Below are 25,542 nucleotides of genomic sequence, written 5' to 3'. Positions count from 1 at the left end.
TTCAGGCCGGTGGCGGGGTCGGCTTCAGCCCCGCGGTTTGGCGAACTCGACTGCGGTGGCGCAGTTCTCGCCGATGGCCGACCACGGGTTCGGCGTGCTCAGGACCGCGATCGCTGCGGTCTTGAGCACCGCGGGTTCTCCGGTGAGCAGGCTGACCAGGTCCTCCAGGCCGGGGTTGTGGCCGATGACGGCTGCGGTCATGACCGTCGGCGGGATCTCGTGGATGACCGACAGGAGTTCGCGGGCCGAGGCGACGTAGATCCGGTCGTCGTACTTCAGCTTCGGTTCGGCCGGGATCTCGGGTGCGGCCAGTTCCCAGGTCTGCCGGGCTCGGATCGCGGGGGAGCAGAGCACCAGCTCGATGGCTGCTGCGTGGTCGCGCAGCCAGTGGCCGACGGCCGGTGCGTCGCGGCGGCCGCGGGTGGCCAGCGGTCGGTCGAAGTCGTCGGCGTCGTCCGGCCAGGCCGATTTCGCGTGCCGGATCAGCACCAGCTTCCGCTGCGCGTCCACCATGTCCCACCCCACCCGCTCGCCGAGGTTCCCACCACACGGTAGAGGTCGGACCGGGCCGGCGCCTGCTTCCGGATCGCGGAGGGGATTGAGTCGGTGGGAGTCTCAGCGGGGGGACGATTCGGTATTGGACAGCTCAGGACGGGCGGTGGAAACGTGCTGGGCATGAACTTCGCCGATGCCGATCCAGCTCTGCGCCCGCTGCTCGCCCGGTACGTCGACTCGATGGAGCGGGTGGAACCCGTGCTGCGCGACGTCGGCGCGGTCGCGGCCGGGGAGCTGGACGAGCTGGCCGCGGTCGCGGAGGTCAACCCGCCGCAGCTGCGCCAGTACGACGCCGCGGGCGAGCGGGTCGACGAAGTGGTCTACCACCCGGCCTACACCGGGATGTCGCGGTTGGCGTTCGAGCGGTTCGGGTTCGCCGCGATGTCGCACCGGCCGGGCGTGCACGGCTGGCCGACCGCGGTGCCGCACGTGGTCAAGTACGGCCTGTCGTACGTGTTCGTGCAGGCCGAGTTCGGCTTGTTCTGCCCGGTTTCGATGACCGACTCGGCGGCCCGGGTGCTGCGCCGCTTCGGCGACCAGTCGCTGTTCGCCCGCGAGATCGACGGGTTGAGCTCGCCGGACTTCGACTCGCTGCTGACCGGCGCGATGTTCATGACCGAGAAGCAGGGCGGCAGCGACGTCGGCCGCACCGCCACCGAGGCCACCCCGAACGGTTCGCATTGGACGCTGCGCGGCCAGAAGTGGTTCGCCTCCAACGTGTCCGCCGACGTGATCCTCACCCTGGCCCGGGTTCCGGGCGGCCCGGAAGGCACCAAGGGGCTCGGGATGTTCATGGTGCCGAGGCTGCGCCCGGACGGCAGCCGCAACACCTACCGGATCGACCGGCTCAAGGACAAGATGGGCAGCCGCTCGATGGCCAGCGGCGAGGTGACGCTGGAGGACTGCTACGCGCTGCCCGTCGGCGACCTGTCCCGCGGATTCCTGCAGATGGCCGAGATGGTCAACGTGTCGCGCCTGTCCAACGCCATGCGAGCGGTGGCGCTGATGCGGCGCGCGCTGAACGAGTCGGTCGCGCACACCCGCCAGCGGGTGGCCTTCGGCAAACCGCTCTTCGACCAGCCGCTGATGCGCAAGACCCTGCTGCCGATGCTGCTGCACGCCGAAGCAGGCCTCGGATTCGTGCTGGAAGCCGCCGCCGCGCTCGACCGCGCCGACGCCGGCGACCCCGAAGCCCGCCGGCTGATCCGCGTCCTGACCCCGCTGGGCAAGTACCACCTGTGCAAGAAGGCGCGCGTGGTGACCGGCGAGGCGATGGAGATCCGCGGCGGCAACGGCTACATCGAGGACTGGATCAACCCCAGGCTCGTGCGCGACGCCCACCTGGGCTCGATCTGGGAGGGCTCCAGCAACGTGATCGCCCTCGACGTCCTGCGCTGCATCCGAAAGGACAACGCCCACGAGCTGCTCGCCGACACCGCCCAGCAGCGGCTGGAACGCATCACCGACCCGGACGTCGCGGCCGGAGCCGAGCCGCTGATGTCCGAAGTGGACAGTATCCGGTCCCTCGGCAAGTCCCTGCTGGCCGAGAGCGACGACTACGCCCAGGCGATGTGCGGGGAGTTCACCGACCTGGCTGCCCAGACCACGATGGCGGCGCTGCTCTTCGAACAAGCCGACCACGAAGCCCGAACCGGCCTCGGCCGCCGGAAGCTGGTGGTGGCCAACACCTACCTCCACCACGTCCTCCGAACCACCGACCCGGTCCCAGAAGCCCTGCGCCACCTGGACGAACTCGTCGACGGATGAGCAGCGGTCAGTCCTGGACGAGGAACGGCGGGACGCTGTCCCTGACCGTTCTGAACGTGAAGCGTTCGATCCACGCCTGCAGCTCGTCCGGGTCCGATGTGATCCCCACGTCCCCCAGCTCTTCGGCGCGCTTGATGCGGGACGGCGTGACGCGGCGGGTGTAGAAGACGACCGGGCCGTCGTAGATCCCCTCGGACCGCAGTGCGGCCAAGTCGTCCAGCCCGGCGTTCGGGTTGTCACCGCGGTTGATGTCCGAGATCAGCAAGTGCGGTTTGGCACGCCGCATGACGAATCGGGCGGTCTCGGGATCGGAGATCGTCTCGATCCGGATGCCGGCGCGCGCGGCGAACTCGAGCACCTGCGCTTTGGTGCCTCCGGCGAAGCTCAGGACGTCCGAACCGAAGTCGTCGTCGATCCAGAGGATCCGGGGCGCATCGGGGAGGTGGAGCGGGAGCGGTGAACTCAGCTCGCCACCGAACGGCAGCTCGTAGTCCTCGTCGTCGAGCGAAGCGGCGGGTCCGGACACCTGCGGCTCCGGGACCTCGGCCCCGACCGCGCCGGCTCGTCGGCCGTGCTGCAGGTGATCGCGGATCTCCTCGAAGTGCTCCTCGTCGGCCAGTTCGGTCACCAGCGAGGTGAAGTTCGCGTCCGCCACGAGATCGGGGAAGGACACCGGGAGCTCCTGCTCGAGCTGGCGCAGCGAGTTCAGGAGGTCTTCCGGGCCTGCGCCCGAGTTCGGCGGCGTGACCTCGTGCGCGGTGAAGAACTCCGCGGCTTCCGGTCGTTGCCCGGCTCGGCACTCGATGCGGATCCTGCTGTAGGTGAGGAACTCGTGGATGATGTCGCTGTTGGCCGGTTCGGTGACGTCCCGGTAGAAACCGGGGTAGTAGTGCTGCAACAGCACCACGCGGACCAGCGCCGATGCGCCGATCTGCTGCCACTGCGGGCTCAGGTTGTACTCGAGCACGAAGCTGTTGATCAGCCGTTTGATCCGGCGCGGGTTCCGGTTGGTGCGCCGGGCGATCAGCGCGGGCAGGTTGGTGCCGAGGAGGTGCTTGGTGCCGGAGCGGACGGCGAAGCCGTCGACCAGCCGCAGCAGCAGCTCGTTGTCCGGCGCCGGTGTCCGGTAGTTGACCTGCACGATCTTCTCCAGCAGGTCCTGCGCCTGAGCGGCTGAGCCGCCGGACTCCCGCACCTTGGCGTCCAGCACTGCCTGGTCGCAGCCGATCACGAACACCAGGCCCGGCACGTCGAGGTAGAGCTTGATCGCCTCGCACACGGTCAGCGCGACCTCGCCGGAGCACCTGTCGAGGTCGTCGACGAACACCACGAGCTGCCTGCCGCCGGTGGAGCCGTTGTCGACCCAGTCCTCGGCCATCTCGCGGACGACATCGCGAATTTCGTTGCGCGCCTTGGCGTTGACCGACAGCTCTTGCCAGATGCGGTCCACCACCGGGACCACCCGGGACGCACCCACGACGAGGTTGAACAGCACCCGGAGCACGCCGACGACGCGGCGGCGCCGCATGAGCCGGTGGTAGGCGCGCCGGACGATGTTGCGGTCGAAGGTGAGCAGCACGGTCTTGATCAGCACTTCGAGCGCATCGGGGCCGGACGTCCACGCGTTGAACCACGCGGTCGGCGTGCCCCGCTGGTCCAGCTCCGTGCGCATCAGCCGCATCAGGCTGCTCTTGCCCATGCCCCAACCGGCGTCGATGGCGATGGTGAACGGGGTGGCGGTGCGGGAGTCGGTGATCAGGTCGACCAGTCCGCGCGCGGTTGCCGAAGCCCCGAGCAGGTCCTCCGCAGCAACCTCGACGGGCTGGTCGTTGAGCACGACGAACCGGCCCTGGTCGCTCGACGAATCCGGTGGCACGAAGCGGATTATGGCAGGACGAGCACCTCGTCCGAGGCCGATCCGATCAGCTCGACCGGGTCTGGTCGACGCTGGGGTCGCTGTCGACGAGGGAGGTCAGGGCGCAGGCTGCGTCGGCGATCTGCGGATCGGCTACCAGACAGCGGCTCCGGTGATCTTCGCCGTCTCCCTGGCAGCCGCCGCACGGTCGAATCAGGGGCGAGTCCCGTAGGCGCCACACATTAACGCCATCCGACGTGGGCGACCTGCTGGCCGGAGCTCACCAATGGCCCACTCGCCCTGTGGAACACTCATGACAGTCCGCTGAACCGCAACCTTCCAGCTCGTTCCTGGGGCTGAGTGTCTGTTCACGCGTGGATGTGCGTGGACACTACCCATCGTCCGCCGCCTAGTGATATGGCCTTTCGCAGTGCCAGGTCGGCGGCCCACATTATGTGCGCCGATGTTGCGTCGGCGTCGGTATTTCGAACAGCACCTATGTTTACTGTGGCTGTGGGGCTGTGGCTGTCGGAATCGATGGGCGCGGAGAGTTTTCGGGTGGCCAGTTCGGCGAATTGTGATTCGTCTGGTGTCTGATGTGAGTGTTGAATAGCGATCGCAAAATCAGTGTCACCGAAGCATGCGAGAATACTGTTCTCGGATTCGGTTAGCTCTTCGAGGCGTTGCACAATTGTTTCGATGGCCCTCGTGCTTGGGGGGGAGTCGAAATTCAGTGCGATCCGGTAGGTGCTCAGTAGGTTGCCGCGGTGGGATCTGTTGAGTTCGTCCTGCAGACGGATGCGAAAGAAGTTGATGTTGGGTAGCCTGCTCGTGGAGTCGTGTATGGCGTTGTAGCGAAACCTTTCCTGTAGCATATGGAGATCTGTAATGTCTTCCACGTTCGCGACAAAGCTGTATGGGTCGCCGTTTGTGTCGTGTAGAACGGAGAATGCGAGGGAGGCCAGAATGGTCCGATCGCCAGCGCACATCAGGGGCAGCTCGGTTCGGCTCCGGTAGCTTGACTTTGCCTCCGTTAGGTTGGACAGGGTGGCGGCCAGGAAGTCTATGTAATCGGGGTGCACCAGCTCGTGAATTGTCATCGATGACAGGTTGTGTGTGTCGATTCCCAGTATTTCTTGCAGCGCGGGATTAGTGTCGATAAATTGTCCAGACTTGTCGAGGATTGCAATCCCGGTTGGTGCAGTATTGAATACCTTGCGAAACCGTTCCTCGCTCGATCGCAGCGCTTGATCGGCCTTTAGTTTCGCCCTCTCAATGGCCTGCTTCAACGCTTCTTTTTGTTCGAAAGCACTCGTGATCTCCGCGGCAAAATAGGAGGCCGATATAGTCTGCAGGAGGGATTTGCGAGTCTTACTGCTGGCAGTCGTCATGGCCAGGTGTTCCCGAAGAATGGCCAGGGTGCAGGGCAGGCTGTCTTGTCCAGTGGCGTGAATCTCGACCAGTCGGTTCCCCACCAGACGCGCCGCTTCGTCAACCGACTCTGGGGTCTCCAACGCGTCAGCGATGTGATCTACGAGGTCCAGCAGGCGAAGCCGAAGCTCGTCGCGAGAGAAGGGGATGTACGCGGTTGAGCGCAGTTCGGAGGCCCACCGTCCTGCGAGAACGGATCTCCAGTGCTTTCCGGGCGGGTCGAGTGTGAGTAGCCTCAGGGGAGCGGCGCCGTCGGATTCATGCAGAGGCATCCCCTCTTGTTCGAGGTGGTGTCCTCTGGTCGGCTTGGCTGCCGCTGTTGAGCCTCCGGTGCCGGGCTTCCGTGCGCGGACTGTCCGTGGTTCTGCGGTTCGTTCAGGCTCCTGGGGCGCGGTACTGGCCTCGCGCAGGTACGTGGCGAGCCTTACTGCGTAGGCAGCCTTCTCCGAGGAAGTACGAGCTTTCAGGTCACTGGTGTCGGTGCCGAATGAAGACCTTTCGAGAAGCCCTTCCAGGAGGGCTAGATCCTCGTGCCCGTTGGGGTCGATGGTGTCACTGTTCATTTCGACCTCCTCTCGCCGGAGCGGCGGCGTTGGGCCATGCGCCGCAGAACCGCGCTGACTGCTCCTGGGCTCATGCCCATCACGTGTGCGATCTCCGCTGGAGTGTGTTCGTAGAGGTGGTAGAGGCCCCAGATGGCTCGGTTGCGTTCGTTCTCCCCACTGGACAAACGCTTCAGGGCGTCCACTGCGTCGACGACGTCAACCGGTTTGATGTAGTCCTCTCGCGCAGCAACCTCCTGCTTCAGGAAGTCCTTCGCCTTGCGGTAGCGGGTTCGCTCGGATTGCCACCGGCGAAGCACGTTGGGGAACGCGAGCACGCAGCTTCCAACGAAGTAGGTGCGCAGGGACGCGCCTTGGTCCGGCTTCCAGCGCCCGGATTCGAGGGCCTGTCGAAAAGTCTCTAATCCCGTGGCCACCGCAGCGGCCACGAGTTCCTCCCGGTCTTCAGGGGTCCAGTCCCGAGGCAGCTCGACAGGTCGACCTTTCTCCCGGCACTTCCCCGCGATCACACCGGTGACGAGCCACGCCTCCATGACAGACCAGCCGAGCTTCGCGAACGTGACCGCGGCACGCTCCCACAGCGGTCCCTTGCATCCTGCCTCCCGGAGGCGGTCGCACAGCGCTTTGTCCTCATGCGGAACCTCCTCCGTGGCGGTGTCCTCTTCGATCATCCAAGCCCTCAGGTCAGGATCTCTTCTTGCCCAGGCGTAGGTCAGATGCTGGTTCCGGACGTACGGGAAGGTAGAAGTTCAGAGCGATGTATTTGCAAAAGTGAACAACGACGAAATGGGCGTACCTATGTGCCTCGTGGTGGTGCCTATACATGCGGTAGATGACCACGAACACGTCAGGTAGGTGACCGCGTGACCCCGCTCCTCGGGGCTGTACTGATCTGTCTGATCACAACAGCCCCGCTGCTGATCGCAGTCCTTGGTGCAGTGTTGTCTCGAGACCCGGACCGTCGCTCTAGCGCTCTGGCGATCGTTGAAATGCTCCGATCAAAGACCCGGGATATCCCGACGAGGAAACCGAACAGGATTCGGAGCACACCGACGACGCGGGGGCGCCGCACGAGCCGGTGGTAAGCGCAGCGGATCCGGCATCGATGGCGATAGCGAACGGGCGTGGAGATGTGCAGAGGCGATGATCAGGTTGGCTAGGCCGCGCCATCGCCGAAGCAGCGAGCAGATCGTCTTCGACGTCGTTGCGCACCACGAACCGCACGTTCGCCTGCGCTCTAGTGCTTTCCGCGCCATGTGGCGGAGCGTCGCAGGCGCAACGCCCCGCTCAGACAGTGTCGAGCACGAGCCGCCACATGATTTCGCCGTCGTGGGTGTCGGGGGTCGGGCTTAGGCCGGCGGCCTCCGCGACTGCGGCCGAGGCGCGGTGTCGCGGGTGGACGTGGGCGATGACGCAGCGCACCGGCAGTTGGCGGAGCCAGTCGACCAGGGCGAGCGCCGCTTCCTTCGCGATGCCGCGCTTCTGCCAGGGCGTTCCCACCATCCAGGCGATCTGGGCCGCCGGGCCGGGGTAGCCGGGGCTGATCGTCGCCTGCACCGCGCCGACGAGGCAGTCCTCCGCGCGCAGGCGGATCACCCAGTTGCACCACGACACCTCCGGATCCGGCGAACCCGCCAGCATCCGCTCGTATCGGGCGCGCAGTTCGGTCGCGGTGAGCGGGACTCCGCCGATGAAGTCGTAGAGCTCCGGAGCGGCGAGCACTTCGGACATCTCCTCGGCGTGATCGGCGCGCAGCGGTTCCAGGGTGAGCCGGTCGGTTCGGAGCACCGGTGGTGCGACGCGTCCTTTCATCCCAGGTCCTTTCGGAAGTGGATCAGCTCGTAGCGACCGGCCGAGGTCCGGTGCGTTTCCCGGTAGCCCAGACGCCGGTAGAGGCGCAGGTTCGAGGTGCTGTGCTCGCCGGTGAACAGCTCGATCGCGGTGATCCTCGGCGGGAGGTGCTGCTCGACGTGCGCCAGCAGGGCGGTGCCCAGACCCCGGCGCTGGCAGTCCGGCGCGACCACCAGCCGACCGAGCGCGGCCGTGGTCTCGCCCAGCTCCACGCGGACCGCGGATACCAGGCGTCCCGACTCGCGGACACCCCATGCCCGGCAGTCCGGCCGGGCGAGAGCGGCGCGGACGTCGTCGAGGCTCTCCACCAGCGGCGGCAGCCGGAAGTCGTCGTGCGCCTGCGCTTCGGTGACGTATGCAGCGCGCTGCAACGTCAGCACCTCGCCCGCGTCGGCGGTCGTCAGCGGTTGCGGGGTCACCCCAGGACCTTCTCGAACCAGTGCTCTGCGTAAGGACCGTTGTTGAAGGCGGGGATCTCCTGGTACCCGTGCTTGGCGTAGAGGCCTCGCGCCTCCACCAGGTCGTTGCGGGTGTCCAGGCGAATCGCGCGGTAGCCCAGATCCCGGGCGTGCTCCTCGACCGCGGCGAGGAGCCGGGCGCCGGCGCCGAGCCCGCGCGCCTGCGGCCTGACGTACATCCGCTTCAGCTCCGCGACACCGGGTTCGAGCTCGCGGATGCCGACGCACCCCGCTGGTTCGGTTCCTTCGCGGGCCACCAGGAACACACCGGTGGGCGGGTGCAGCCCCTTGTTGGGGTCCTCGGCGATCGCAGCATCCACCTCGGCGTCGGTCGCGGGACGACCGTAGTACCGACTGGCCATCTCGTCGGTGTACTCGCGCAGCAAGCGGACCACGGCGGGCTGGTCCACTCCGGTGGGCTCGATGCTCAGGTTGTTCACCCGTCGATTCTCACCCGGCTGTCCACCGGATATAGGCCGAACCTTCAGCTCCGTTCGCGAACCGGACTTTGACCGCTGCCGCGCGGCGTGCCTTGAATTGGCCGAGCACACCGGTGTGGAAGGGATCTGCGCATGCGTCTGGAAGGCATTTCAGCAGCGGTGACCGGCGGCGCGTCCGGTCTGGGATTGGCGACCGCTCGGAAGTTGGTCAAGGCCGGTGCGGCGGTCACCATCATCGACCTGCCCACCTCGCAGGGGGCTGAAGTCGCCTCCGAACTCGGCGAATCCGCCCGCTTCGAGGCCGCCGACATCACCGACGTGGAGCAGTTCGAGGCCGCCCTGGACGCTGCCGAGGAGGCCGGTCCGCTGCGCGCGCTGGTGCACTGCGCCGGTCGCGGGGCACGCATCAGGCTGGTCGAGAAGGACGGCCGGCCTGGAGCGCTGGAGCCCTTCGAGGACGTCATCCAGCTGAACCTGATCGGCTCGTACAACGCGCTGCGCTTGGGTGCCGCGCGGATGGCCAAGCACGACGCCGTCGACGACGAGCGCGGAGCGATCGTGCTGACCGCGTCGGTGGCCGCGTTCGAGGGGCAGATCGGGCAGATCGCCTACACCGCGTCGAAGGCGGGCATCGTCGGCATGACGCTGTGCGCGGCGCGCGACCTGGCGAGCAAGGCGATCCGGGTGTGCACCATCGCGCCGGGCATCATGGACACCCCGCTGCTGGGGCGCCTGCGCGAAGACGTCCGCAAGTCGCTCGAGGACTCGGTGCCCAGCCCCAAGCGGCTCGGCGACCCGGCCGAGTTCGGCGCACTGGCCTGTAACATCCTCGAGAACCCCTACCTCAACGGTGAGACCATCCGCCTCGACGGTGCGATCCGGATGGCGCCGCGCTGACCTGATCACCGGGCCGGGCCGGGGTCTTTAGGCCCGGTGCCCGGTGATGTGCCGGTTTGTAGGGTGGAAGTGTCTTCGTCACCGACTCATCGATCGGAGGCGGAACGAGATGCGTTCCACCTTGCGGGGCTTGGCCGGTTTCGCGTTGGTGGTGCCCTTGTTGCTCGGCGCCCCCGCACTGGCCTCCGCCACGCCGCTCGAATTGCACGCACAGGTTCCGGCGAACTGCACCAACATGAACGACTCGGTCTGCCAACCGGGGAACACGGTGATCGGGCACAACACGCACCACCAGTCGACTCAGCACGAGAACGCGAGCGAGCATCCGCACCACGGCCACAAGTGACGTTGCCGGTCAGTCGATTACGCCGAAGACGCTCACCAGGGAGTAGACGCCCAGCAGGCTGATCGCGACGCTGCTCACCACCAGCAGGGTGTTGAACGCCCGTGAGCCGTGCAGCCGCTTGTCGACCTGCGTGTTGCGCAGGTACCAGGTCGCCACCACCACCGCGGGCAGGAAGATCCCGGTCATGATGCCGCCGATCTGCACCATGACCACCGGTGAGTTGATGAACAGGTAGGTCGCGCCCCACACGATCGGCAGCCCGACCGTGAAACCGCGGATCCACTTCTGGCGGGACCGCGCGTCCGACCAGTCCAGCACGCCCAACGTCGCCAGCACGTTGACGTACATCCGCGACCAGCTCGGGATCGCCGCCCACAGGGTCGAGCCGAGCACCGCGATCGCGCCGATGAGGAACCCGACCGCCGCCCACTCGCCGATCACGTCGGTGTACATCTGCGACAGGGTGGTGATCATCGCGTTGCCCTCGAGCACCAGCCCCTGCGGGTGGAGCACCGCCGCGCCCATCACGAAGAAGGCCAGGGTGCTGAAGGTGTAGATCACCCAGGACAGGAAGACGTCCTTGTACATCACGCGGATCCAGCCCTGGGCGCGCCGCTGCCAGTCCTCGCTGCCGTCGTTCGGCCCGACCCAGCGGGCGTAGCCCTTCTCGACGCACCAGTACGTGTAGAACGTGATCTCGTCGGCGCCGACGCCGGTGATGCCGAACATCGCCACCGCCGCTCCGATCGCGCCGACCGGGATGGTGAAGGTCAGGCCGGACAGCAGGTCGCCGCCGCCGTAGCCGAACGGCGTGAACGGCAGGCCGAGCGCGATCACCACGGTCGCCACCGAGAAGACGGCGACCAGCGCGAAGGCGCCGCGCTCGATGAGGCTGTAGTTGTTGGAGTACAGCAGCGCGATGCTGCCGGCGACCAGGATCGTCGTCCACACCGCCAGCGAGGTGAAGCCGAGCGGATCTCCGCCGACCGGCACCAGCATGCTCAGCGAGACCGCCGTGCCGCCGATGATCCCGCCGACCTGCAGCAGCTTGGACAGCGCCATCAGCATCCACAGCAGGTTGATCCAGCCGATTCGGCCGATCTTCGGCGGCACCTCGTTGTAGCCGGTCAGGGCGGGCTTGCCGGTGATGATCGTCCAGCGGGCGAGCTCGGCCTGCACGGCCACCTTCACCGCGGTGGACAGGATCACCATCCACAGCAGGGCGAAACCGACTTCGGCGCCCAGCGCGGTGGTGGCGATCAGCTCGCCGGAGCCGACGATGGAGGCGCTGACGATGAGTCCGGGGCCGAGGTAGCGCAGGCTGGACTTCCAGCCGCGCGGTGGTTCTTTGATCCCGTCCGCGGTGAGGAGGTAGGGGTCGTCGCTGGTCGCGTTGGGCGCACCCATCTGGCACTCCTTCGTGCAGGCTGGGCATTTTCACATCTGTGAACGAAATGCGATGGACGTGAAAACTACAGTCGCGGACAGGGCCGGTCAACGGGCAGCGCGACAGGTTTTCGATCGTCGCGCGGCGGGCATCTCGGAAGCGCGGTCGTGTGCCCGGAGGTGCCGATGGATCCTCGCCGGTGGTCGCCGAAGGCGGGCTGGCAACTGCTGCTCGCCGCGGAAGGACTGCTGCTGATCGCGCTCGGCCTGCTGGGGCTGGCCAACGCCGGCTGGCACGCATCGGGTGACGTCCCGGTGCTCCTCGTCTTCCAGCTCAACACCGCGCACAGCCTGCTGCTGCTCAGCTTCGGCGCGGTCGCGGTGCTCGCCGCCCCGTGGCGCCGCTGCGCAGTGCTGTGCACGACGGTGCAGACGGTCGGCGGGGTGCTGCTGTTCGTCTACGGGACCGCGGAAAGCACGCTGGACAAGGGAAGAACGCCGCTCCTGCTCGGCCCGGCGGAGAACTTCCTGCACGCGGGGCTCGCGGTGCTGGGCTTCGTGATCCTCTGCGGACTGGAATCGATGCCGAGACCGACCCACCGGCGGCGCATGGTCCCCCGGCACTGAGCACACCGCTCCGAACGGCGTGCAGAAGGGACGGTGGGGTCGTTGCGGCCAGGACGTGCAGCAGCTTCGTTCGATTCCGCGACCGGGATGCTCCGGGCGTTGTCGCGCTACCTCGCGGGGCGGGACATCCCCGCGATCGGCCAGGCGCCGAGAGCGTTGGAACCGGTGCTCGGCGCCGTGCTGTCCGGGGTCAACCGGCTGCCACCGCGATGGGCGGACCGGATCTACGCGGCCAGCGGCGTGAGCGAGGCGTTGCCGCCCACGCGCTTGGGCGAGGTCGATTCCGATCGGCTCGCGTCCTGGGTCGTCGACCACTACCCGCGCCGCCGGTACCCGGTGGTTTTCATCGGCTCCTCGAACGGAGCGCTGGTGCACCTGGCCGCGGCCTTGGGCGCACCGTGGTTGCCGCAAACCCTCCTGATCCCGGTGCGGCGGCGCGGTGTGGACCGCGACGACCCGCAAGCCGAGATGGAGTGCGGGCGAGCTCCGGCCGCCAGGTTGCTGGCCGCGAACCCGGACCTCGTGCTGCACCACATGCACGACCCGAACCAGGACCGGCTGATGATCGCCGGGATGTCCTATTTCCGCGTCAAGTGGCGGCGGTTGCCGGACGCCTACCGCCGGTTCCTGCGCGACCACCTGGAGTCCGGCGGCGTGGTGGTGTCGGTCGAGTGCGGCCTGTCCTGGCCGGTGACCCGGCTCGGGCCGCGCCACGTCTTCCAGTTCGGTGCCCTCGGCGGGGCGTCCGCGGCCGAGTACCACGCCGGCGGTCCGCGCGTGGCCGACCTGCTGCGCCGCTACGGCGCGGAGCGCAGCACCTGGCGTCCGCCGGAACCCGACGAGCAGGCACCGGAAGCCGAGTGGGGCTTCGAGCCGGAGCTGCTGGTGGACCTGGACGAGGCCGCCAAGCAGCACCGCTTCTCGTTGCGGCGCATGAAGTTCGACCACCCCGAGCAGTTGAGCCCGCTGGTCGCCGACCAGTACCGGGCCTGGTACGCGCAGCGCGGCCTGCCCACCGGTCGGCTGCTGGTGGAGTCCTTCCTGCTGCTGGAACCCTGGTGGACCCTGCGCACCGGATCGGTGCCGTTCTGGATGGCGTTCAACACCGAGGGATCGCACCGCGCCCTGCGCGACTACCTCGACACCCGGACCTTCGACGAGATCAGGCTGATGCTCTTCTCGCACGGCACCGAGTCGATCGGGCTGATGGGCATCGAGGGCTGGCAGGAGCTGGTGGCGCGGGCGCAGCAGCGAGGGATGCTGCTCGGCGTGGACCGGCGGGCGTTCCCGCGGGACTTCGCCGGTCTGGTCCGCGCGCACCGGGAACTGAGCGAGGTCCGGCCGTGCTGGGAACTGCCGACGCCGCACCGCCTGGCCGAGGTGGAACCGTCGTTGTGGGAGCGCATCGGGTGAGCGCGGGAATTTCGCCGGCCTGCAGTGCGTTGATCCACTCCCGCAACCACAATTTTCGCTGCTTCGCGACGGCGTGACGGATAGGGTTTCGCACATGGTGGGTTCATTGCTGGGGACCGAGGTCCAACGGGTCGAGGACCCGGAACTGCTCCGCGGTCGGGGCACCTACGTCGGCAACCTGAACATCGACGGCGCGCTGCACCTCGGATTCGTCCGCTCGCCGGTCGCGCACGCCGAGATCACCGGCGTCGACGTCGCGGCGGCCGCCGACGCACCGGGCATCGTCGGTGCTTTCGCCGCGGCCGACCTCGACGTCCCGATCCCGCCGCCGTTCGTCGAGCTCAACCCGAACTGCGCGCGTCCGCCGCTGGCCACCGACCGGGTGCGCTTCGTGGGCGAGCCCGTCGCGGTGATCGTGGGGGAGAGCGCCGCCGCGGTGGCCGACGCGATCGAACTGGTCGACGTCGACTACGAGGAGCTGCCCGCCGTCGCCGACCCGGAGCAGGCGCTGGCCCCGGACGCCGAACAGCAGTTCCCGGAACTCGGGTCGAACGTGGCCGGCGGGTTCCGCGACCCGGCCGGTGCCGATGTGCTCGCCGACGCCGAAGTGGTGGTGCGCGCCCGCATCGAGAACCAGCGCGTCGCGGTGGTGCCGCTGGAGGGCAACGCGATCGCGGTGGAACCCGGCGGCCCGGACCAGGACTACGACGTCACGGTGCACGTGTCCACCCAGATGCCGCACGGGTTGCGGGACGGGCTGGCCAAGACGTTCGGCTGGGAACCGGAGCGGGTGCGGACGATCTCCCCGCACGTCGGCGGCGGTTTCGGCGGCAAGGCCGGAGCGATCTCCGAGCACGCGGTCGCCGTCGCGGTCGCGCTGCGCCTGGGCCGTCCGGTCCGATGGGTGGAAACGCGCTCGGAGAACATGCAGGGCATGCCGCACGGTCGTGCCCAGGTGCAGTTCGCGGAACTGGGCCTGCGCCGCGACGGCACCATCACCGGGCTGCGCTGCCGGGTGATCGGTGACGGCGGTGCCTACGCCGGTTTCGGCGGGGCTCTCGCGCTGAGCTCGACGCGGATGATGGCGCAGGGCGTCTACGACATCCCGAAGATCAGCTACGACGGCGTGGCGGTGCTGACCAACACGACCCCGGTCGGCGCGTTCCGCGGTGCTGGACGGCCGGAGGCCGCCGCGATGCTGGAGCGGATGGTCGACCTGGCCGCCGCGGAGCTGGAGATGGACCCGGTTGCGTTGCGGCGCAAGAACTTCCTCGTCCCGGAGTCGTTCCCGCACAAGACGCTGCTCGGTGCCACCTACGACAGCGGCGACTACGCGCTGCCCTACGACGAGGCCCTGCGCCTGGCCGACTACGAGGCGCTGCGCGCTGAGCAGGCCCGGCGCATCGAAGCCGGGGAGAAGGTGCTGCTCGGCATCGGGACCAGCGCCTACGTGGAGATCACCGGCGGTGGTTCGGGGGAGTACGCCGAGGTCGAGGTGCACGAGCACGGCGCCCGGATCAAGGTCGGGACCTCCGCGCACGGCCAGGGGCACGCGACCTCGTTCGCGATGATCGTGTCCGACACCCTGGGCATCCCGATGGAGGACATCGAGTTCGTCCAGTCCGACACCGCCGAAGTGCCGCGCGGGGGTGGCACCGGCGGGTCGCGGTCGCTGCAGATCGCCGGAAGCGCGGTGCAGGAGGCCGGTGGCGAGGTGCTGCGCAAGGCCAAGGAACTGGCCGCGGCCCGGCTGGAGGCCTCCGTCGACGACATCGAGCTGACCGACGGCGGGGAGCTGGGCGTGGCCGGGGTGCCCAGCGCGACCATCGCCTGGGCGGAACTGGCCCGCGCTGCGGCCGAGGACGGCGAGCGGTTGGCAGCGAACATCGACTTCGCGCCCGGTGGTGCGACGTTCCCGTTCGGCGCGCACGTCTCGGTGGTCGAGGTGGACTTGGAGACCGGTTTCGTCCGCCCGCTGCGGCACATCGCGGTGGACGACTGCGGCCGGATCATCAACCCGATGCTGGTGCGCGGACAGCAGCACGGCGGTGCGGCGCAGGGCATCGCCCAGGCGCTGTGGGAGCAGGTGACCTTCGACGCGGAGGGCAACCCGGAGACCGGTACCCTCGCCGACTACACCATCCCGTCGGCGGCGGACCTGCCCTCGTTCGAGGTGACCAACACCGAGACCCCGAGCCCGCTGAACCCGTTGGGCGCCAAGGGAATCGGCGAGTCGGCGACGGTCGGTTCGACGCCGGCGGTGCAGAACGCGGTGGTCGACGCGGTCAAGCACCTCGGAGTCCGCCACATCGACATGCCGACGACCCCGGAACGCGTCTGGCAGGCCATCCAGGACGGCGCCTCGGCGACGTACTGGCAGGAACCGCCGGCGGCCTTCGCGACCCTTCCGGTGCGGGACGACAGCACCCCGGAAGACGCCGAAGAAGCAGTCGTCTGACCGTGCCCTCCGCGTCGAGGCACCTCCGGGGCCTCGACGCGGAGGGCACGGTTCAGGGGCTGATGCCGAGCAGGAGCCGGAGGAAATCGTCTTCGAACCAGCTCCCGTGCTCGTCGGACTCCAGCACGCGCACCGTTCCGCGGCCGCGGAAGTAGTGCAGGGCGGCAGCCTCGCCGCGACTGCCGGGATGCGGGAACGCGATCTTCAGCACGGCGGGCTCATCGCCCCTCCGCACAGGGACGGCGATCGCGACCTCGCCGTGCTGCGCTTCGCCGACGATCTCGCAGCACCACTCCCCGGTGAACCGGGTGATCAGGGAAGGCAGTTCGGACAACCAACGTCGTCCTGCCTCACCCTCCCGCTGCACGGTTGCACGGGCCAGCGCAGCCGGTATCAGCACCCGTTCACCATCCCGGGTCAGGTGTCCTTGCGGCGGGCGCGGTAGGCGCGCATCTTGTGGCGGGCACCGCAGATGTCCATGCTGCACCAGATGCTGTTGTTGCCGGGGGAGCGGTCGTAGTAGAGCCAGCGGCAGTCCTCGGCCTGGCAGACCTTGAGGCGTCCGGGCTTCCCGCTCAGATCCGCCACCACCAGTGCGACCACGAGGTCGCCGATCATCCGCTCCGCCGCGGTGCTTCCGTCGACCGGGATCGCGATCTCGCCGTGTTGCCACTGAGGTGCCCGGAGCAGGCGGCGGGCGTAGTCGTTGAGCGGCGCGGAGTCGGTCCCGGCGAGGTGTTCGCGGATCGCTTCGCGCGCTCTGAACAGCTCTTCCCTCGTGGAGTCGTCCAGCTCGTCGGCGACTTCGCCCCAGCCGTGCTCGCGCAACCACGTCCGGGCGTCCCCGAGATCGACGAGCGCATCCTCGTCGTACAGGAATCGTGCGGAGTTGCCGAACGCCTCCACTGGTTGCAGCTCGGGCGGTGCGGGCGGGCGGTCGTAGGCCATGCCTCCATGTTACCGGCTTATTGACATAGGGGGTAACGTTACTGGCATAGGCAGTTAGAAGGTAACGGAGGTGCGTGATGGGTTGGGAGCTGCCGGAGCGGTTCGAGTCGGCGCACGGGACGGTTCGCTGGGCGAGCTTCGGGCAGGGGGATCCGGTGGTGCTGATGCACGGCACGCCGTTCTCCTCCTACGTCTGGCGGGACGTCGCCGCGGCGCTGAGCAGCCGGTACCGGGTGTTCGTCTGGGACATGCCGGGCTACGGGCAGTCCGAGAAGCGCGACGGTCAGAACGTCTCGCTGGCCGCCCAGCAGGAGGTGTTCGCCGAGCTGCTGCAGCACTGGGGACTGCGGGAACCGGCTGTCATCGCCCACGACTTCGGTGGTGCGGTGGCGCTGCGGACGGCGCTGCTCAGCGGGGCCCGCTACCAGCGGCTGATGCTGGTGGACGCGGTGAGCGTTCGGCCGTGGGGATCGGAGTTCTTCCGGCTGGTGCACGACAACTCCGAGGTCTTCGCCGCACTGCCCCCGCTGCTGCACGAAGCGCTGGTCCGCCGCTACATCGCCACTGCGGCCCACCGGGAACTGCGCAGCGACGTGCTGGACGAGCTGGTCGCGCCGTGGCTCGGCGAAGCGGGGCAACCGGCCTTCTACCGCCAGATCGGCCAGGCCGACGAGCGCTACACCCGCGAGGTCGAGGACCGGTACTCCGAGCTCGACTGCCCGGTGCTCATCGCATGGGGTGACCAGGACCAGTGGCTGCCGGCCGACCGGGCGGAACAGCTGGCCGAGCGCATCCCGCGCGCCGACCTGACCTGGATCGACCAGAGCGGCCACCTGGTGCAGGAGGACAACCCGGCGCAGCTGACCGCATTGATCACCGAGTTCCTGGCCCGGTGAGCGGCCGGTCAGCGCAGGGCGATGAGCCCGGCGTCGGTGGGGCGGAAACCGCAGGCGTCGAAGTAGAAACCGCGCAGGTGCGGCTCGAAGTCGACGTGCAGCCAAGTGCATCCGGCGCGCGCCGCACCGTCGGCGGCACGACGCACCAGTTCGGTCCCGATCCCGCCGCGCTGGTGCTCGGGGTTGACCTTCGTGTCGAGCAGGAACGCGTGATCGGACCCGTCCCACGCGACGTTGACGAAGCCGATCAGAGCCCCGTCGGGGAGTCGGCCGGTCACCCAGCCCAAGCTGTGCGCCCGAATCCGGTCCCACCAACCGGATTCCGGGTTCCCGCCGTGTGACAGGGTCAGGTCGACCAGCTCGTCGTCGGACACCTCGCCCCGCCAGCGGTAGTCGACGTCCCCGCCTGTGTCGGTGTTGCAATGCCGAGGCGTGTGGAGCTTGTTCGAGCGGCTGCGATCCTGCTCTGTCCGCATCTCCGGCACGTCCGTTGACTCGGTATCGGGCATGGAACTCCTCGGGCAAAACGACTGTGCCGCCCCATGATGCGCGCCGAATCTCACTGGAGCGACCGATTTTTCGGTCGGTGGGGACGTGCAGGATCCGGCTCAACGATGCGTGTTGAACTGATCGCCTCAGGTGGATTGTCCAGAACCGGCACCGTTTCCGGCGAGCCCGCAGGTGCGGCAAGACGGCCGATGTCAGGCGTCACCGCCGCGTGCATGTGGTGGTGACGTCAGCGCTCGTGCCCGAAACCGGCTCGCTGCCCGCAGCGTGAATGGTTGGATGCGGAGAGCGATCGAACGCTGGGGCTGTTGTATCCGCTGGTCTCGATTGGTTGTTGCGATCGGCAGGTCTGGTCACCGGGGGCGAGGACCGGCTCTTCTCGAAATATGGGACACGTGTGCTTGGTCGTGCTGCGCGCAGCACGAGGTGGGCCGGTCATCTCGCCTCGAAAACCGACATCAGCGGCCAGTTCCCGGTCGCTCGCGGAGAGTGCGCATCAGGTGATGATGTCCACCATTCGGGAACCCCGTCTCGGCAAGTGGTCGGCCGCGGATTACAGTGCAGTGGTCCGATCGTGTTAACGAGGAGGTTGTGGCGCCATGGCTGTCGGCCACGTCCCAGCACCAGAGGTGCGGGGATCAGGAGCATCGGGGAATCCCACCCCGCGGAACTCGACGCGACAGGTGGTCCTCGCCAGCCTCGTAGGCACGTCGATCGAGTTCTACGACTTCTACGTCTACGCGACCGCAGCCGTGCTGGTGTTCCCGCACCTGTTCTTCCCAGCGGGCGACGCCACCGCCGCGACCCTGCAATCGCTGGCCACCTTCGCGATCGCCTTCGTGGCCCGGCCGGTCGGCTCCGCGCTCTTCGGCCACTTCGGCGACCGCATCGGCCGCAAGTCGACGCTGGTGGCCTCGCTGCTGACCATGGGAATCTCCACCGTGGTGATCGGCCTGCTGCCCGGCTACGAGCAGATCGGCATCGTCGCGCCGCTGCTGCTGGCGCTGTGCCGGTTCGGGCAAGGGCTGGGCCTCGGCGGTGAGTGGGGTGGTGCCGCGCTGCTGGCCACCGAGAACGCCCCCGCGCACAAGCGCGCGTTCTTCGGCACCTTCCCGCAGCTCGGCGCGCCGATCGGGTTCTTCTTCGCCAACGGCCTGTTCCTGCTGCTGTCCGAGGTGATGGACGACCAGACGTTCCTGGCCTGGGGCTGGCGAGTGCCGTTCCTGGTCTCGGCGGCGCTGGTGATCGTCGGCCTGTGGGTGCGCCTGAGCATGCACGAGACCCCGGCGTTCTCGAAGGTCGTGGAGCGCAACGAGCGGGCCAAGGTCCCCTTCGCGCAGGTCTTCCGCAGCGACTTCAAGGCGTTGGTGCTGGGCACCTTCATCATGCTGGCCACCTACGTGCTGTTCTACCTGATGACGGTGTTCTCGCTGTCGTTCGGCACGGCCAAGACCGGTCTGGGCTACGAGCGCTCGCCGTTCCTGATCATGCTGATGATCGGCGTGGTGTTCTTCGGCCTGACGGTGCCGGTTGCGGGTCTGCTGGCCGACCGCTACGGGCGCCGGCCCACGCTGATCGTCACCACCATCGCGATCATCGTGTTCGGCCTGCTGCTGGGTCCGTGGTTCGGTGCGAACTCGTCGGTCGCGACCCTGTCGTTCCTGATCGTCGGCCTCGGCTTGATGGGCATGACGTTCGGTCCGATGGGCGCGGTGCTGCCGGAGTTGTTCCCCACCGCCGTGCGCTACACGGGCGCTTCGGTGTCCTACAACCTGGCCAGCCTGCTGGGCGCCTCCGTCGCGCCCTACATCGCGACCTGGCTGGCCAGCTCCTACGGCCTGGGCTGGGTCGGCGTCTACCTGGCGGCGATGGGCGCGATCACGCTGATCGCCCTGCTGCTCGCCAAGGAGACCAAGGAAACCTCGATCGAGGACTGAGCCCGTCCGCGCTCTGCCAGCAGCGGCAGCGAAGTTGCGCAGGTGAACGAACGAAGCCCCGCCCGGCCATCGAGCCGGGCGGGGCTTCGCTGTGGACGTGACCGGCACGTGGGTTCGCTGCTGCATGGCCACGTGCCGGGTTCTCAGTCCAGTCGGTCGGTTTCGCGGAGGAGGTTGAGGAGGCGGTCGACGAACTCCGCTTGTGCTGGGTTGAGCTTCTCCCGCGCTGTGCTCGGGTCGCACCAGAGGGCGCGGTCGACTTCCGGGAACTTCTGGCGGCGGCCTGAGCGCGGTGGCCACTCCAGCTCGAACTCGTTGCTGCGCAGGGATGTCTCGTCGAAGTCCCCTTCGACCGCCCAAGCCGCGACGAGCTTGCCGTTGCGCTGCTTGACCTCGCCGAGCGGGAGCAGGTCTTGGCTGGTCAGCGCGGTTCCGGTCTCCTCGGCGAACTCTCGGATCGCGGCAGCTCGCGCGTCTTCGTCGGGTTCGTGCTCGCCCTTGGGGACCGACCAGGCACCTGCGTCCTTGTTCTTCCAGAACGGGCCGCCCGGGTGGACCAGCAGGACCTGCGGGACACCGTCGGCGAGCCGGAACAGCAGGATGCCGGCGCTTCGCTTGCTCATCTCGCCAGTGTCGCGCACCCGAGGCCTGGCGGAATCGGCGGAACCCGTCGATGCTGGCAGCGTGGAACGGGTCGTGCTGCACGTGGATCTTGATCAGTTCATCGTGGCCGTCGAGTTGTTGCGCCATCCCGAGCTGCGAGGACGGCCGGTGCTCGTCGGGGGCAGCGGCGATCCGACGCAACGCGGTGTGGTGGCCGGCGCCTCCTACGAGGCCCGCGAGTTCGGAGTTCGCTCCGGGACTCCGCTGCGGACGGCTGCGGCCCGCTGCCCCGAAGCGGTGTTCCTGGCTGCCGATCGCGAAACCTACCTCGCCGCTTCGGCCGACGTGATGAACGCGTTGCGCGATCTGGGCGGCATCCTGGAAGTGGCCGGGTGGGACGAGGCGTTCATGCTCGTCGACACCGAGGACGCGGAGCAGACCGCGCGCGTCGTGCAGAAGCAGGTGTGGGAGCGCACTGCGCTGGCGTGCTCGGTGGGCATCGGGGACAACAAGCTGCGCGCGAAGATCGCTTCCGGTTTCGCCAAACCGGCCGGGGTGTTCCGGTTGGAGATGGCGAACTGGGTCGAGGTCATGGCCGAGCTGCCCACGGACGCGCTGTGGGGCGTCGGCGCGAAGACCGCGAAGAAGCTCGCCGCCCGCGGCATCGCGACCGTGGGCGACCTGGCCCGCACGAAGATGGACGACCTGGTAGGGGAGTTCGGCCCCAACGTCGGGCCGTGGCTGGTCGCGCACGCGCACGGGTACGACTCCACGCCCGTCACGGACGAGCCCTACGAGGCCCGTTCGCACGGCCGGGAGGTGACCTTCCAGCGGGACCTCCGCGACGTGGAGGAGATGCGCGCGGAGGTCCGGCGCTTGTCGCACGTGGTGGCCGACGACCTCGCCGTGGAGGACAAGCTGGCCCGTCGGATCGTGGTCAAGGTGCGCAACTCCAGCTTCGCCACGCACACGCACGGTGTGTCGTTGCCGAGCCCCACGCGGGACGCCGATGCCCTCGAGCGTGCTGCCCGCACCGCGCTGGACCGCTTCCCGCTGGACCGGCCGGTCCGGTTGCTGGGGGTCCGCGCCGAGCTGCCCCGGGGCAGGGGCTAGGCGCCCGCCTCCGGGAATGTGAACCCGGCTGCGATGGTCAGGAGGAGCCTCGTGCAGTGTTCGACCACGTCCGGCTCGTCCAGCCGGAGCGTGCCGTCGAGCCAGGCCGTGAGCGCTTGAGCGAGTCCGCCCACGATGAAGTGCGTGGTCAGCTCCAGGTCCGGGCTCTCGGTGATGCCGTAGAAGTCCTGCGCCTGACCGCCGAGCAGCGCGGCGAACAGCCGGGAGGAGTCCAACCGCCGCCGGGCGAGCAGCGGACTGCTCAGGCTGACCGAGAACAGCAGGCGACCCCGTCGTGGATCCCGGGCGATGGTCCGCACGATGTTCTCCACCCCGGCACGGGCCTTGGCGTGCTCGTCCGGTCCCGCGGTGGTCACCGCTTCGAGCGTGGTGCTCGCCAGGTCGTCCACCACGTGGTCGTACACAGCGGCGGCCAGCGCGTCGCGGTCGGCGAAGCTCTCGTAGAAGTAGCGTGTGGCCAACCCGGCCTGCTGGCACGCGCCGCGCACCGTCAGGGCAGGGCTGTCGCTGGGCGCGCCGAGCAGGTCCAGTCCGGCCTCGAGCAGTTGCGCTCGGCGTTCCGCCGTGCGGTCATCGCCCCGCACTCCGCCGTAGACCCGCAGGGGAGACGTGCTCATGGGCACATCTTGACAGATCGGCGGGGCTGCTGGTCTCCTAACTGAAAACGGCCGTGTGCAGATTGGCCTCGTGGCGGAGGGCGGCGACGGTGACGGTTTCGGCGGGCACGACCCCCCAGGTCCGGGACGCGGTGTTCGGGGCCGGGCTCCTCGCAGGCAACGCGAACGTCATCATGCAGCTCGCCAGGCCCGGAGTGGGTTACGGAGTGGTCGAGAGCCGAGTGGAGAGCGGTCAGCTCTTCCGGCACCCGGTCAAGCGGACCCGCACCACCCTGGCCTACATCGCCGTCGCGACGATGGGCACCGAGCGCGAGCGGGAACTGTTCCGCCGCGGCGTCAACCGCGCTCACGCTCAAGTGCGCTCGACCGACTCCAGTCCGGTCAGCTACAACGCGTTCGACCCGGATCTTCAGCTGTGGGTCGCGGCATGCTTGTACAAGGGGTTCGAAGACCTCCACCTCCTCTTCTTCGGCGAGCCCGATGCAGCAACCGCCGAGGCGTTCTACCGCGACGGTGCGGTGCTGGGCACGACGTTGCAGGTGCCACCTGATGCGTGGCCGCGCGACTTGGCCTCGTTCAGGCGGTACTGGACCGAGTCGCTGGAGCGGATCTCCATCGACGACACGGTTCGGGAGTACCTCCTGGACGTGACGATGTTGGCCTGGCTGCCGCGTCCGCTGTCGATGCTGTTCGGGCGCTTCAACAAGTTCGTCACGACCGGGTTCCTGCCCGCACCCTTCCGGGCTGAGATGCGGCTGCCCTGGACCGCCCAGGATCAGCGCCGGTTCGACCGGTTGATGGCTGTGATCGCTGCGATCGTCCGACGCTCGCCGGCAGTGCTGCGGCACTTCCCGTTCAACCTGGTCCTCTGGGATCTCCGCCGTCGGATCCGAGCGGGCCGTCCGCTGGTCTGACCGCCGACGTCCGGGCCTGCGCCGGCCACTGTGGACGTTCCGAGTCGTTGGTCGTTGTTCGCGTTTTCGTCACCTGTCTGGGGGTGGACTGCGCCCGGAAAACGTGAAAGTTTTTCCGATAACTTCGATGTTCAGGGCGCATGGGCTGGTGGACAGGTATGGCAGGGATCAACAGGCGCGGCTTCCTCCGAGTTGCGGGCATTACCGGAACCGTTCTCGGCGCCGGGTTGCTGGGTTCGACACCGTCGTTCGCGCGAGGCGCGAGCCCGCAGCTGGCGCACAGCGCCGGCACCACGCTGCAGGCCGCGGCCCAGCCGGTCGCGGGCGACGGGTACCGGCGGCTCACGGCCGGTCCGGGGTGGCCGCAGGTGGTCCGGACCGACCTGGTGGTGGCCCGGGCGGACCGCGTTGACCGCAGGGTTCCAGTTGCTGCGTTCACGCAGTTCACGGACCTGCACCTGGTGGATGCGCAGAGCCCGGCCCGCTTCGAGTACGTCCACCCGCTGGCGGCCGGGGCGCACCGCCCGCAGGAGACGCTCACCGCGCTCGGTGCGGCGCACCTCGTGCGGCGGGTGAACTCGTTGCCCGGGGCGCCGGTGACCGGACGCCCGATCGACTTCATGATCACCACTGGGGACAGCACCGACAACCACGAACTCGCCGAGCTCGACTGGTACTTCGGCGTGCTCAACGGTGGTCGGATCACGCCGAACACCGGCGACCTGACCACTTACGAAGGTGTGCAGGACTCCGGCGATCCGCTGTACTGGCATCCCGATGGGGATGTCTCGGACCGGTTCCGGGAGGCCGGTTTCCCGGTGCTGGCCGGCCTGCTCGACGACGCCATCCGCTCCTTCGACAGCCCGGGACTGCGCATGCCCTGGTACGCCGTGTTCGGCAACCACGACAACAGCGTCGTGGGAACCGTGCCGGACCAACTGATCCCAGGACTGGCCGACTGGTACACCGGATCGCGCAAGATCATCGGTCGGGACGAGCGCGAAACCCGCGAGATCGTCGCCCTCATGGAAGGGCGCAGCGAGCAGCGCACGGCCGATGTCATGGACACCCGCACCGGGCTGGTGCGCACCGTGACCCCGGACGAACGGCGTCGGCCGTTCAACACCGAGGAGTTCATCCGGGCGCACCTCGACCCGGCCAACACCGGGCCCGGTCCGGTCGGCCACGGGTTCAGCTCGGACGACGAGTCGTACTACACCTTCCCGATCGCGCCCGGCGTGACCGGGATCAGCCTGGACAGCACCAACACCGCCGGCTTCGCCGAGGGTTCGCTGGGCCTCGCGCAGTTCCGCTGGCTGGAGAAGGTGCTCACCGCCGGCAGCTCCGTCTACTACGACGAACTCGGCCGGAAGCAGCAGCAGTCGGCCACTGACGAGCTGTTCGTGCTGTTCAGCCACCACACCAGCGGGACGATGACCGCGCTGCTGCCGGACTTCCGCCGCCCCGGCGAAATCCGCATGAGCGGTGCCTCGGTGGTGCGGCTGCTCAAGCGCTTCCCGAACGTGCTGGCCTGGGTCAACGGGCACACCCACCAGAACACGATCACCCCGCACCACGCCGACGACCCGGCCTGCGGCTTCTGGGAGATCAACACCGCGTCCCACGTGGACTTCCCGCAGCTGGCCCGGATCATCGAAGTGGTGGACAACGCGGACGGCACGCTGTCGCTGTTCACCACGCTGATCGAAGCCGACAGCCCCTACCAGGTCGACTACGACGACCGGTCCCCGGAGGCGCTGGCCTCCCTGTACCGGGAGCTGTCCTTCAACAACCCGCACACCGACCTCGCCAAGCTCGGCGAGCTCGGCGACCGGAACACGGAGCTGCTGGTCCCCGGACGCATGCCGACCCGGTAGCAGCGGCCGTTCCGGCGAGCGGACCCCGGCGGACTCGCCCACCCTGGAGCTGTCGTCCTGCG

At 68.3% G+C, this 25,542-nt stretch carries 24 protein-coding genes; 11 read left to right on the top strand and 13 right to left on the bottom strand.

Annotated elements, in window-relative coordinates; all coding sequences use genetic code 11:
• Nucleotides 1–24 precede the first annotated feature (24 nt).
• Nucleotides 25–513: a SixA phosphatase family protein gene (locus tag OU415_RS01790; RefSeq protein ID WP_270946711.1), complete on the bottom strand. Its 489-nt coding sequence runs from the start codon at nucleotides 511–513 to the stop codon at nucleotides 25–27.
• Between the two features lie 162 nt (nucleotides 514–675).
• Between OU415_RS01790 and OU415_RS01785 the strand changes: the two genes are divergently transcribed.
• Nucleotides 676–2,322, top strand: a complete 1,647-nt coding sequence (locus OU415_RS01785; RefSeq protein WP_270946710.1) for an acyl-CoA dehydrogenase family protein — start codon at nucleotides 676–678, stop codon at nucleotides 2,320–2,322.
• Nucleotides 2,323–2,329: 7 nt separating this feature from the next.
• Here OU415_RS01785 and OU415_RS01780 read toward each other — a convergent pair whose 3' ends face one another.
• The 6 genes from OU415_RS01780 to OU415_RS01755 form a co-directional block, all read right to left on the bottom strand.
• Nucleotides 2,330–4,198, bottom strand: a complete 1,869-nt coding sequence (locus OU415_RS01780; protein ID WP_270946709.1) for a P-loop NTPase fold protein — start codon at nucleotides 4,196–4,198, stop codon at nucleotides 2,330–2,332.
• Between the two features lie 347 nt (nucleotides 4,199–4,545).
• The gene (locus tag OU415_RS01775) at nucleotides 4,546–6,171 is read right to left on the bottom strand and encodes a PAS domain S-box protein (protein WP_270946708.1); all 1,626 of its coding nucleotides are present in this window, start codon (nucleotides 6,169–6,171) and stop codon (nucleotides 4,546–4,548) included.
• The gene (locus OU415_RS01770) at nucleotides 6,168–6,842 is read right to left on the bottom strand and encodes an RNA polymerase sigma factor (RefSeq protein ID WP_270946707.1); all 675 of its coding nucleotides are present in this window, start codon (nucleotides 6,840–6,842) and stop codon (nucleotides 6,168–6,170) included. The genes OU415_RS01775 and OU415_RS01770 overlap by 4 nt, the downstream gene beginning before the upstream one ends.
• A 616-nt stretch (nucleotides 6,843–7,458) precedes the next feature.
• Nucleotides 7,459–7,983 carry a GNAT family N-acetyltransferase gene (locus OU415_RS01765; protein ID WP_270946706.1) on the bottom strand — a complete coding sequence of 175 codons (525 nt, stop codon included), beginning with the start codon at nucleotides 7,981–7,983 and terminating at the stop codon, nucleotides 7,459–7,461.
• The gene (locus OU415_RS01760; protein WP_270946705.1) at nucleotides 7,980–8,441 is read right to left on the bottom strand and encodes a GNAT family N-acetyltransferase; all 462 of its coding nucleotides are present in this window, start codon (nucleotides 8,439–8,441) and stop codon (nucleotides 7,980–7,982) included. The genes OU415_RS01765 and OU415_RS01760 overlap by 4 nt, the downstream gene beginning before the upstream one ends.
• Nucleotides 8,438–8,920 carry a GNAT family N-acetyltransferase gene (locus OU415_RS01755; RefSeq protein WP_270946704.1) on the bottom strand — a complete coding sequence of 161 codons (483 nt, stop codon included), beginning with the start codon at nucleotides 8,918–8,920 and terminating at the stop codon, nucleotides 8,438–8,440. Before OU415_RS01755 ends, OU415_RS01760 begins: the two co-directional genes overlap by 4 nt.
• Nucleotides 8,921–9,052: 132 nt before the next feature.
• Here OU415_RS01755 and OU415_RS01750 point away from each other — a divergent pair, with 132 nt between their 5' ends.
• Entirely contained in the window at nucleotides 9,053–9,817 is a 765-nt protein-coding gene (locus tag OU415_RS01750) for an SDR family NAD(P)-dependent oxidoreductase (protein WP_270946703.1), read from the top strand.
• Nucleotides 9,818–9,947: 130 nt separating this feature from the next.
• Nucleotides 9,948–10,163: a hypothetical protein gene (locus tag OU415_RS01745; protein WP_270946702.1), complete on the top strand. Its 216-nt coding sequence runs from the start codon at nucleotides 9,948–9,950 to the stop codon at nucleotides 10,161–10,163.
• Between the two features lie 9 nt (nucleotides 10,164–10,172).
• On the opposite strand, the gene OU415_RS01740 is transcribed toward OU415_RS01745, so the two are convergent.
• Nucleotides 10,173–11,570: an Nramp family divalent metal transporter gene (locus OU415_RS01740; RefSeq protein ID WP_270946701.1), complete on the bottom strand. Its 1,398-nt coding sequence runs from the start codon at nucleotides 11,568–11,570 to the stop codon at nucleotides 10,173–10,175.
• Between the two features lie 165 nt (nucleotides 11,571–11,735).
• On the opposite strand from OU415_RS01740, the gene OU415_RS01735 reads away from it, so the two are divergent.
• The 3 genes from OU415_RS01735 to OU415_RS01725 all read left to right on the top strand — a co-directional run bounded on the left by OU415_RS01735 (nucleotide 11,736) and on the right by OU415_RS01725 (nucleotide 16,047).
• Entirely contained in the window at nucleotides 11,736–12,176 is a 441-nt protein-coding gene (locus tag OU415_RS01735; RefSeq protein WP_270946700.1) for a DUF4383 domain-containing protein, read from the top strand.
• Between the two features lie 99 nt (nucleotides 12,177–12,275).
• Entirely contained in the window at nucleotides 12,276–13,589 is a 1,314-nt protein-coding gene (locus tag OU415_RS01730; protein ID WP_270946699.1) for a hypothetical protein, read from the top strand.
• 94 nt (nucleotides 13,590–13,683) lie between these two features.
• Nucleotides 13,684–16,047, top strand: coding sequence for a xanthine dehydrogenase family protein molybdopterin-binding subunit (locus OU415_RS01725; protein WP_270946698.1), 2,364 nt, complete (start codon nucleotides 13,684–13,686; stop codon nucleotides 16,045–16,047).
• A gap of 52 nt (nucleotides 16,048–16,099) precedes the next feature.
• Here OU415_RS01725 and OU415_RS01720 read toward each other — a convergent pair whose 3' ends face one another.
• Nucleotides 16,100–16,381 (bottom strand): protein kinase family protein, encoded by a 282-nt coding sequence (locus tag OU415_RS01720; protein ID WP_270946697.1) that lies wholly within the window; start codon nucleotides 16,379–16,381, stop codon nucleotides 16,100–16,102.
• 83 nt (nucleotides 16,382–16,464) lie between these two features.
• Nucleotides 16,465–16,995, bottom strand: a complete 531-nt coding sequence (locus OU415_RS01715) for a CGNR zinc finger domain-containing protein (protein WP_270946696.1) — start codon at nucleotides 16,993–16,995, stop codon at nucleotides 16,465–16,467.
• 77 nt (nucleotides 16,996–17,072) lie between these two features.
• On the opposite strand from OU415_RS01715, the gene OU415_RS01710 reads away from it, so the two are divergent.
• Nucleotides 17,073–17,891 (top strand): alpha/beta fold hydrolase, encoded by an 819-nt coding sequence (locus tag OU415_RS01710; RefSeq protein WP_270946695.1) that lies wholly within the window; start codon nucleotides 17,073–17,075, stop codon nucleotides 17,889–17,891.
• 8 nt (nucleotides 17,892–17,899) lie between these two features.
• On the opposite strand, the gene OU415_RS01705 is transcribed toward OU415_RS01710, so the two are convergent.
• Nucleotides 17,900–18,400 carry a GNAT family N-acetyltransferase gene (locus tag OU415_RS01705; RefSeq protein WP_333776850.1) on the bottom strand — a complete coding sequence of 167 codons (501 nt, stop codon included), beginning with the start codon at nucleotides 18,398–18,400 and terminating at the stop codon, nucleotides 17,900–17,902.
• A 681-nt stretch (nucleotides 18,401–19,081) separates the two neighbouring features.
• On the opposite strand from OU415_RS01705, the gene OU415_RS01700 reads away from it, so the two are divergent.
• Nucleotides 19,082–20,335, top strand: a complete 1,254-nt coding sequence (locus OU415_RS01700) for an MFS transporter (RefSeq protein WP_270946694.1) — start codon at nucleotides 19,082–19,084, stop codon at nucleotides 20,333–20,335.
• A gap of 143 nt (nucleotides 20,336–20,478) precedes the next feature.
• On the opposite strand, the gene OU415_RS01695 is transcribed toward OU415_RS01700, so the two are convergent.
• Nucleotides 20,479–20,958 (bottom strand): NUDIX domain-containing protein, encoded by a 480-nt coding sequence (locus OU415_RS01695; protein WP_270946693.1) that lies wholly within the window; start codon nucleotides 20,956–20,958, stop codon nucleotides 20,479–20,481.
• A gap of 61 nt (nucleotides 20,959–21,019) precedes the next feature.
• On the opposite strand from OU415_RS01695, the gene OU415_RS01690 reads away from it, so the two are divergent.
• Nucleotides 21,020–22,051 (top strand): DNA polymerase IV, encoded by a 1,032-nt coding sequence (locus tag OU415_RS01690; protein ID WP_270946692.1) that lies wholly within the window; start codon nucleotides 21,020–21,022, stop codon nucleotides 22,049–22,051.
• Here OU415_RS01690 and OU415_RS01685 read toward each other — a convergent pair.
• Complete coding sequence (locus OU415_RS01685; RefSeq protein ID WP_270946691.1) at nucleotides 22,048–22,689, bottom strand: TetR/AcrR family transcriptional regulator; 642 nt, start codon at nucleotides 22,687–22,689, stop codon at nucleotides 22,048–22,050. The genes OU415_RS01690 and OU415_RS01685 overlap by 4 nt on opposite strands.
• Nucleotides 22,690–22,778: 89 nt before the next feature.
• Between OU415_RS01685 and OU415_RS01680 the strand changes: the two genes are divergently transcribed.
• Both OU415_RS01680 and OU415_RS01675 read left to right on the top strand, forming a co-directional pair.
• Entirely contained in the window at nucleotides 22,779–23,603 is an 825-nt protein-coding gene (locus OU415_RS01680) for an oxygenase MpaB family protein (protein ID WP_270946690.1), read from the top strand.
• Between the two features lie 158 nt (nucleotides 23,604–23,761).
• Nucleotides 23,762–25,480 (top strand): TIGR03767 family metallophosphoesterase, encoded by a 1,719-nt coding sequence (locus tag OU415_RS01675; protein ID WP_270946689.1) that lies wholly within the window; start codon nucleotides 23,762–23,764, stop codon nucleotides 25,478–25,480.
• Nucleotides 25,481–25,542: the final 62 nt, after the last annotated feature.

Source organism: Saccharopolyspora oryzae (assembly GCF_027853915.1).
In the GTDB taxonomy this organism is placed as follows: domain Bacteria; phylum Actinomycetota; class Actinomycetes; order Mycobacteriales; family Pseudonocardiaceae; genus Saccharopolyspora; species Saccharopolyspora oryzae.
This window is presented reverse-complemented; position numbering and strand designations above follow the sequence as displayed.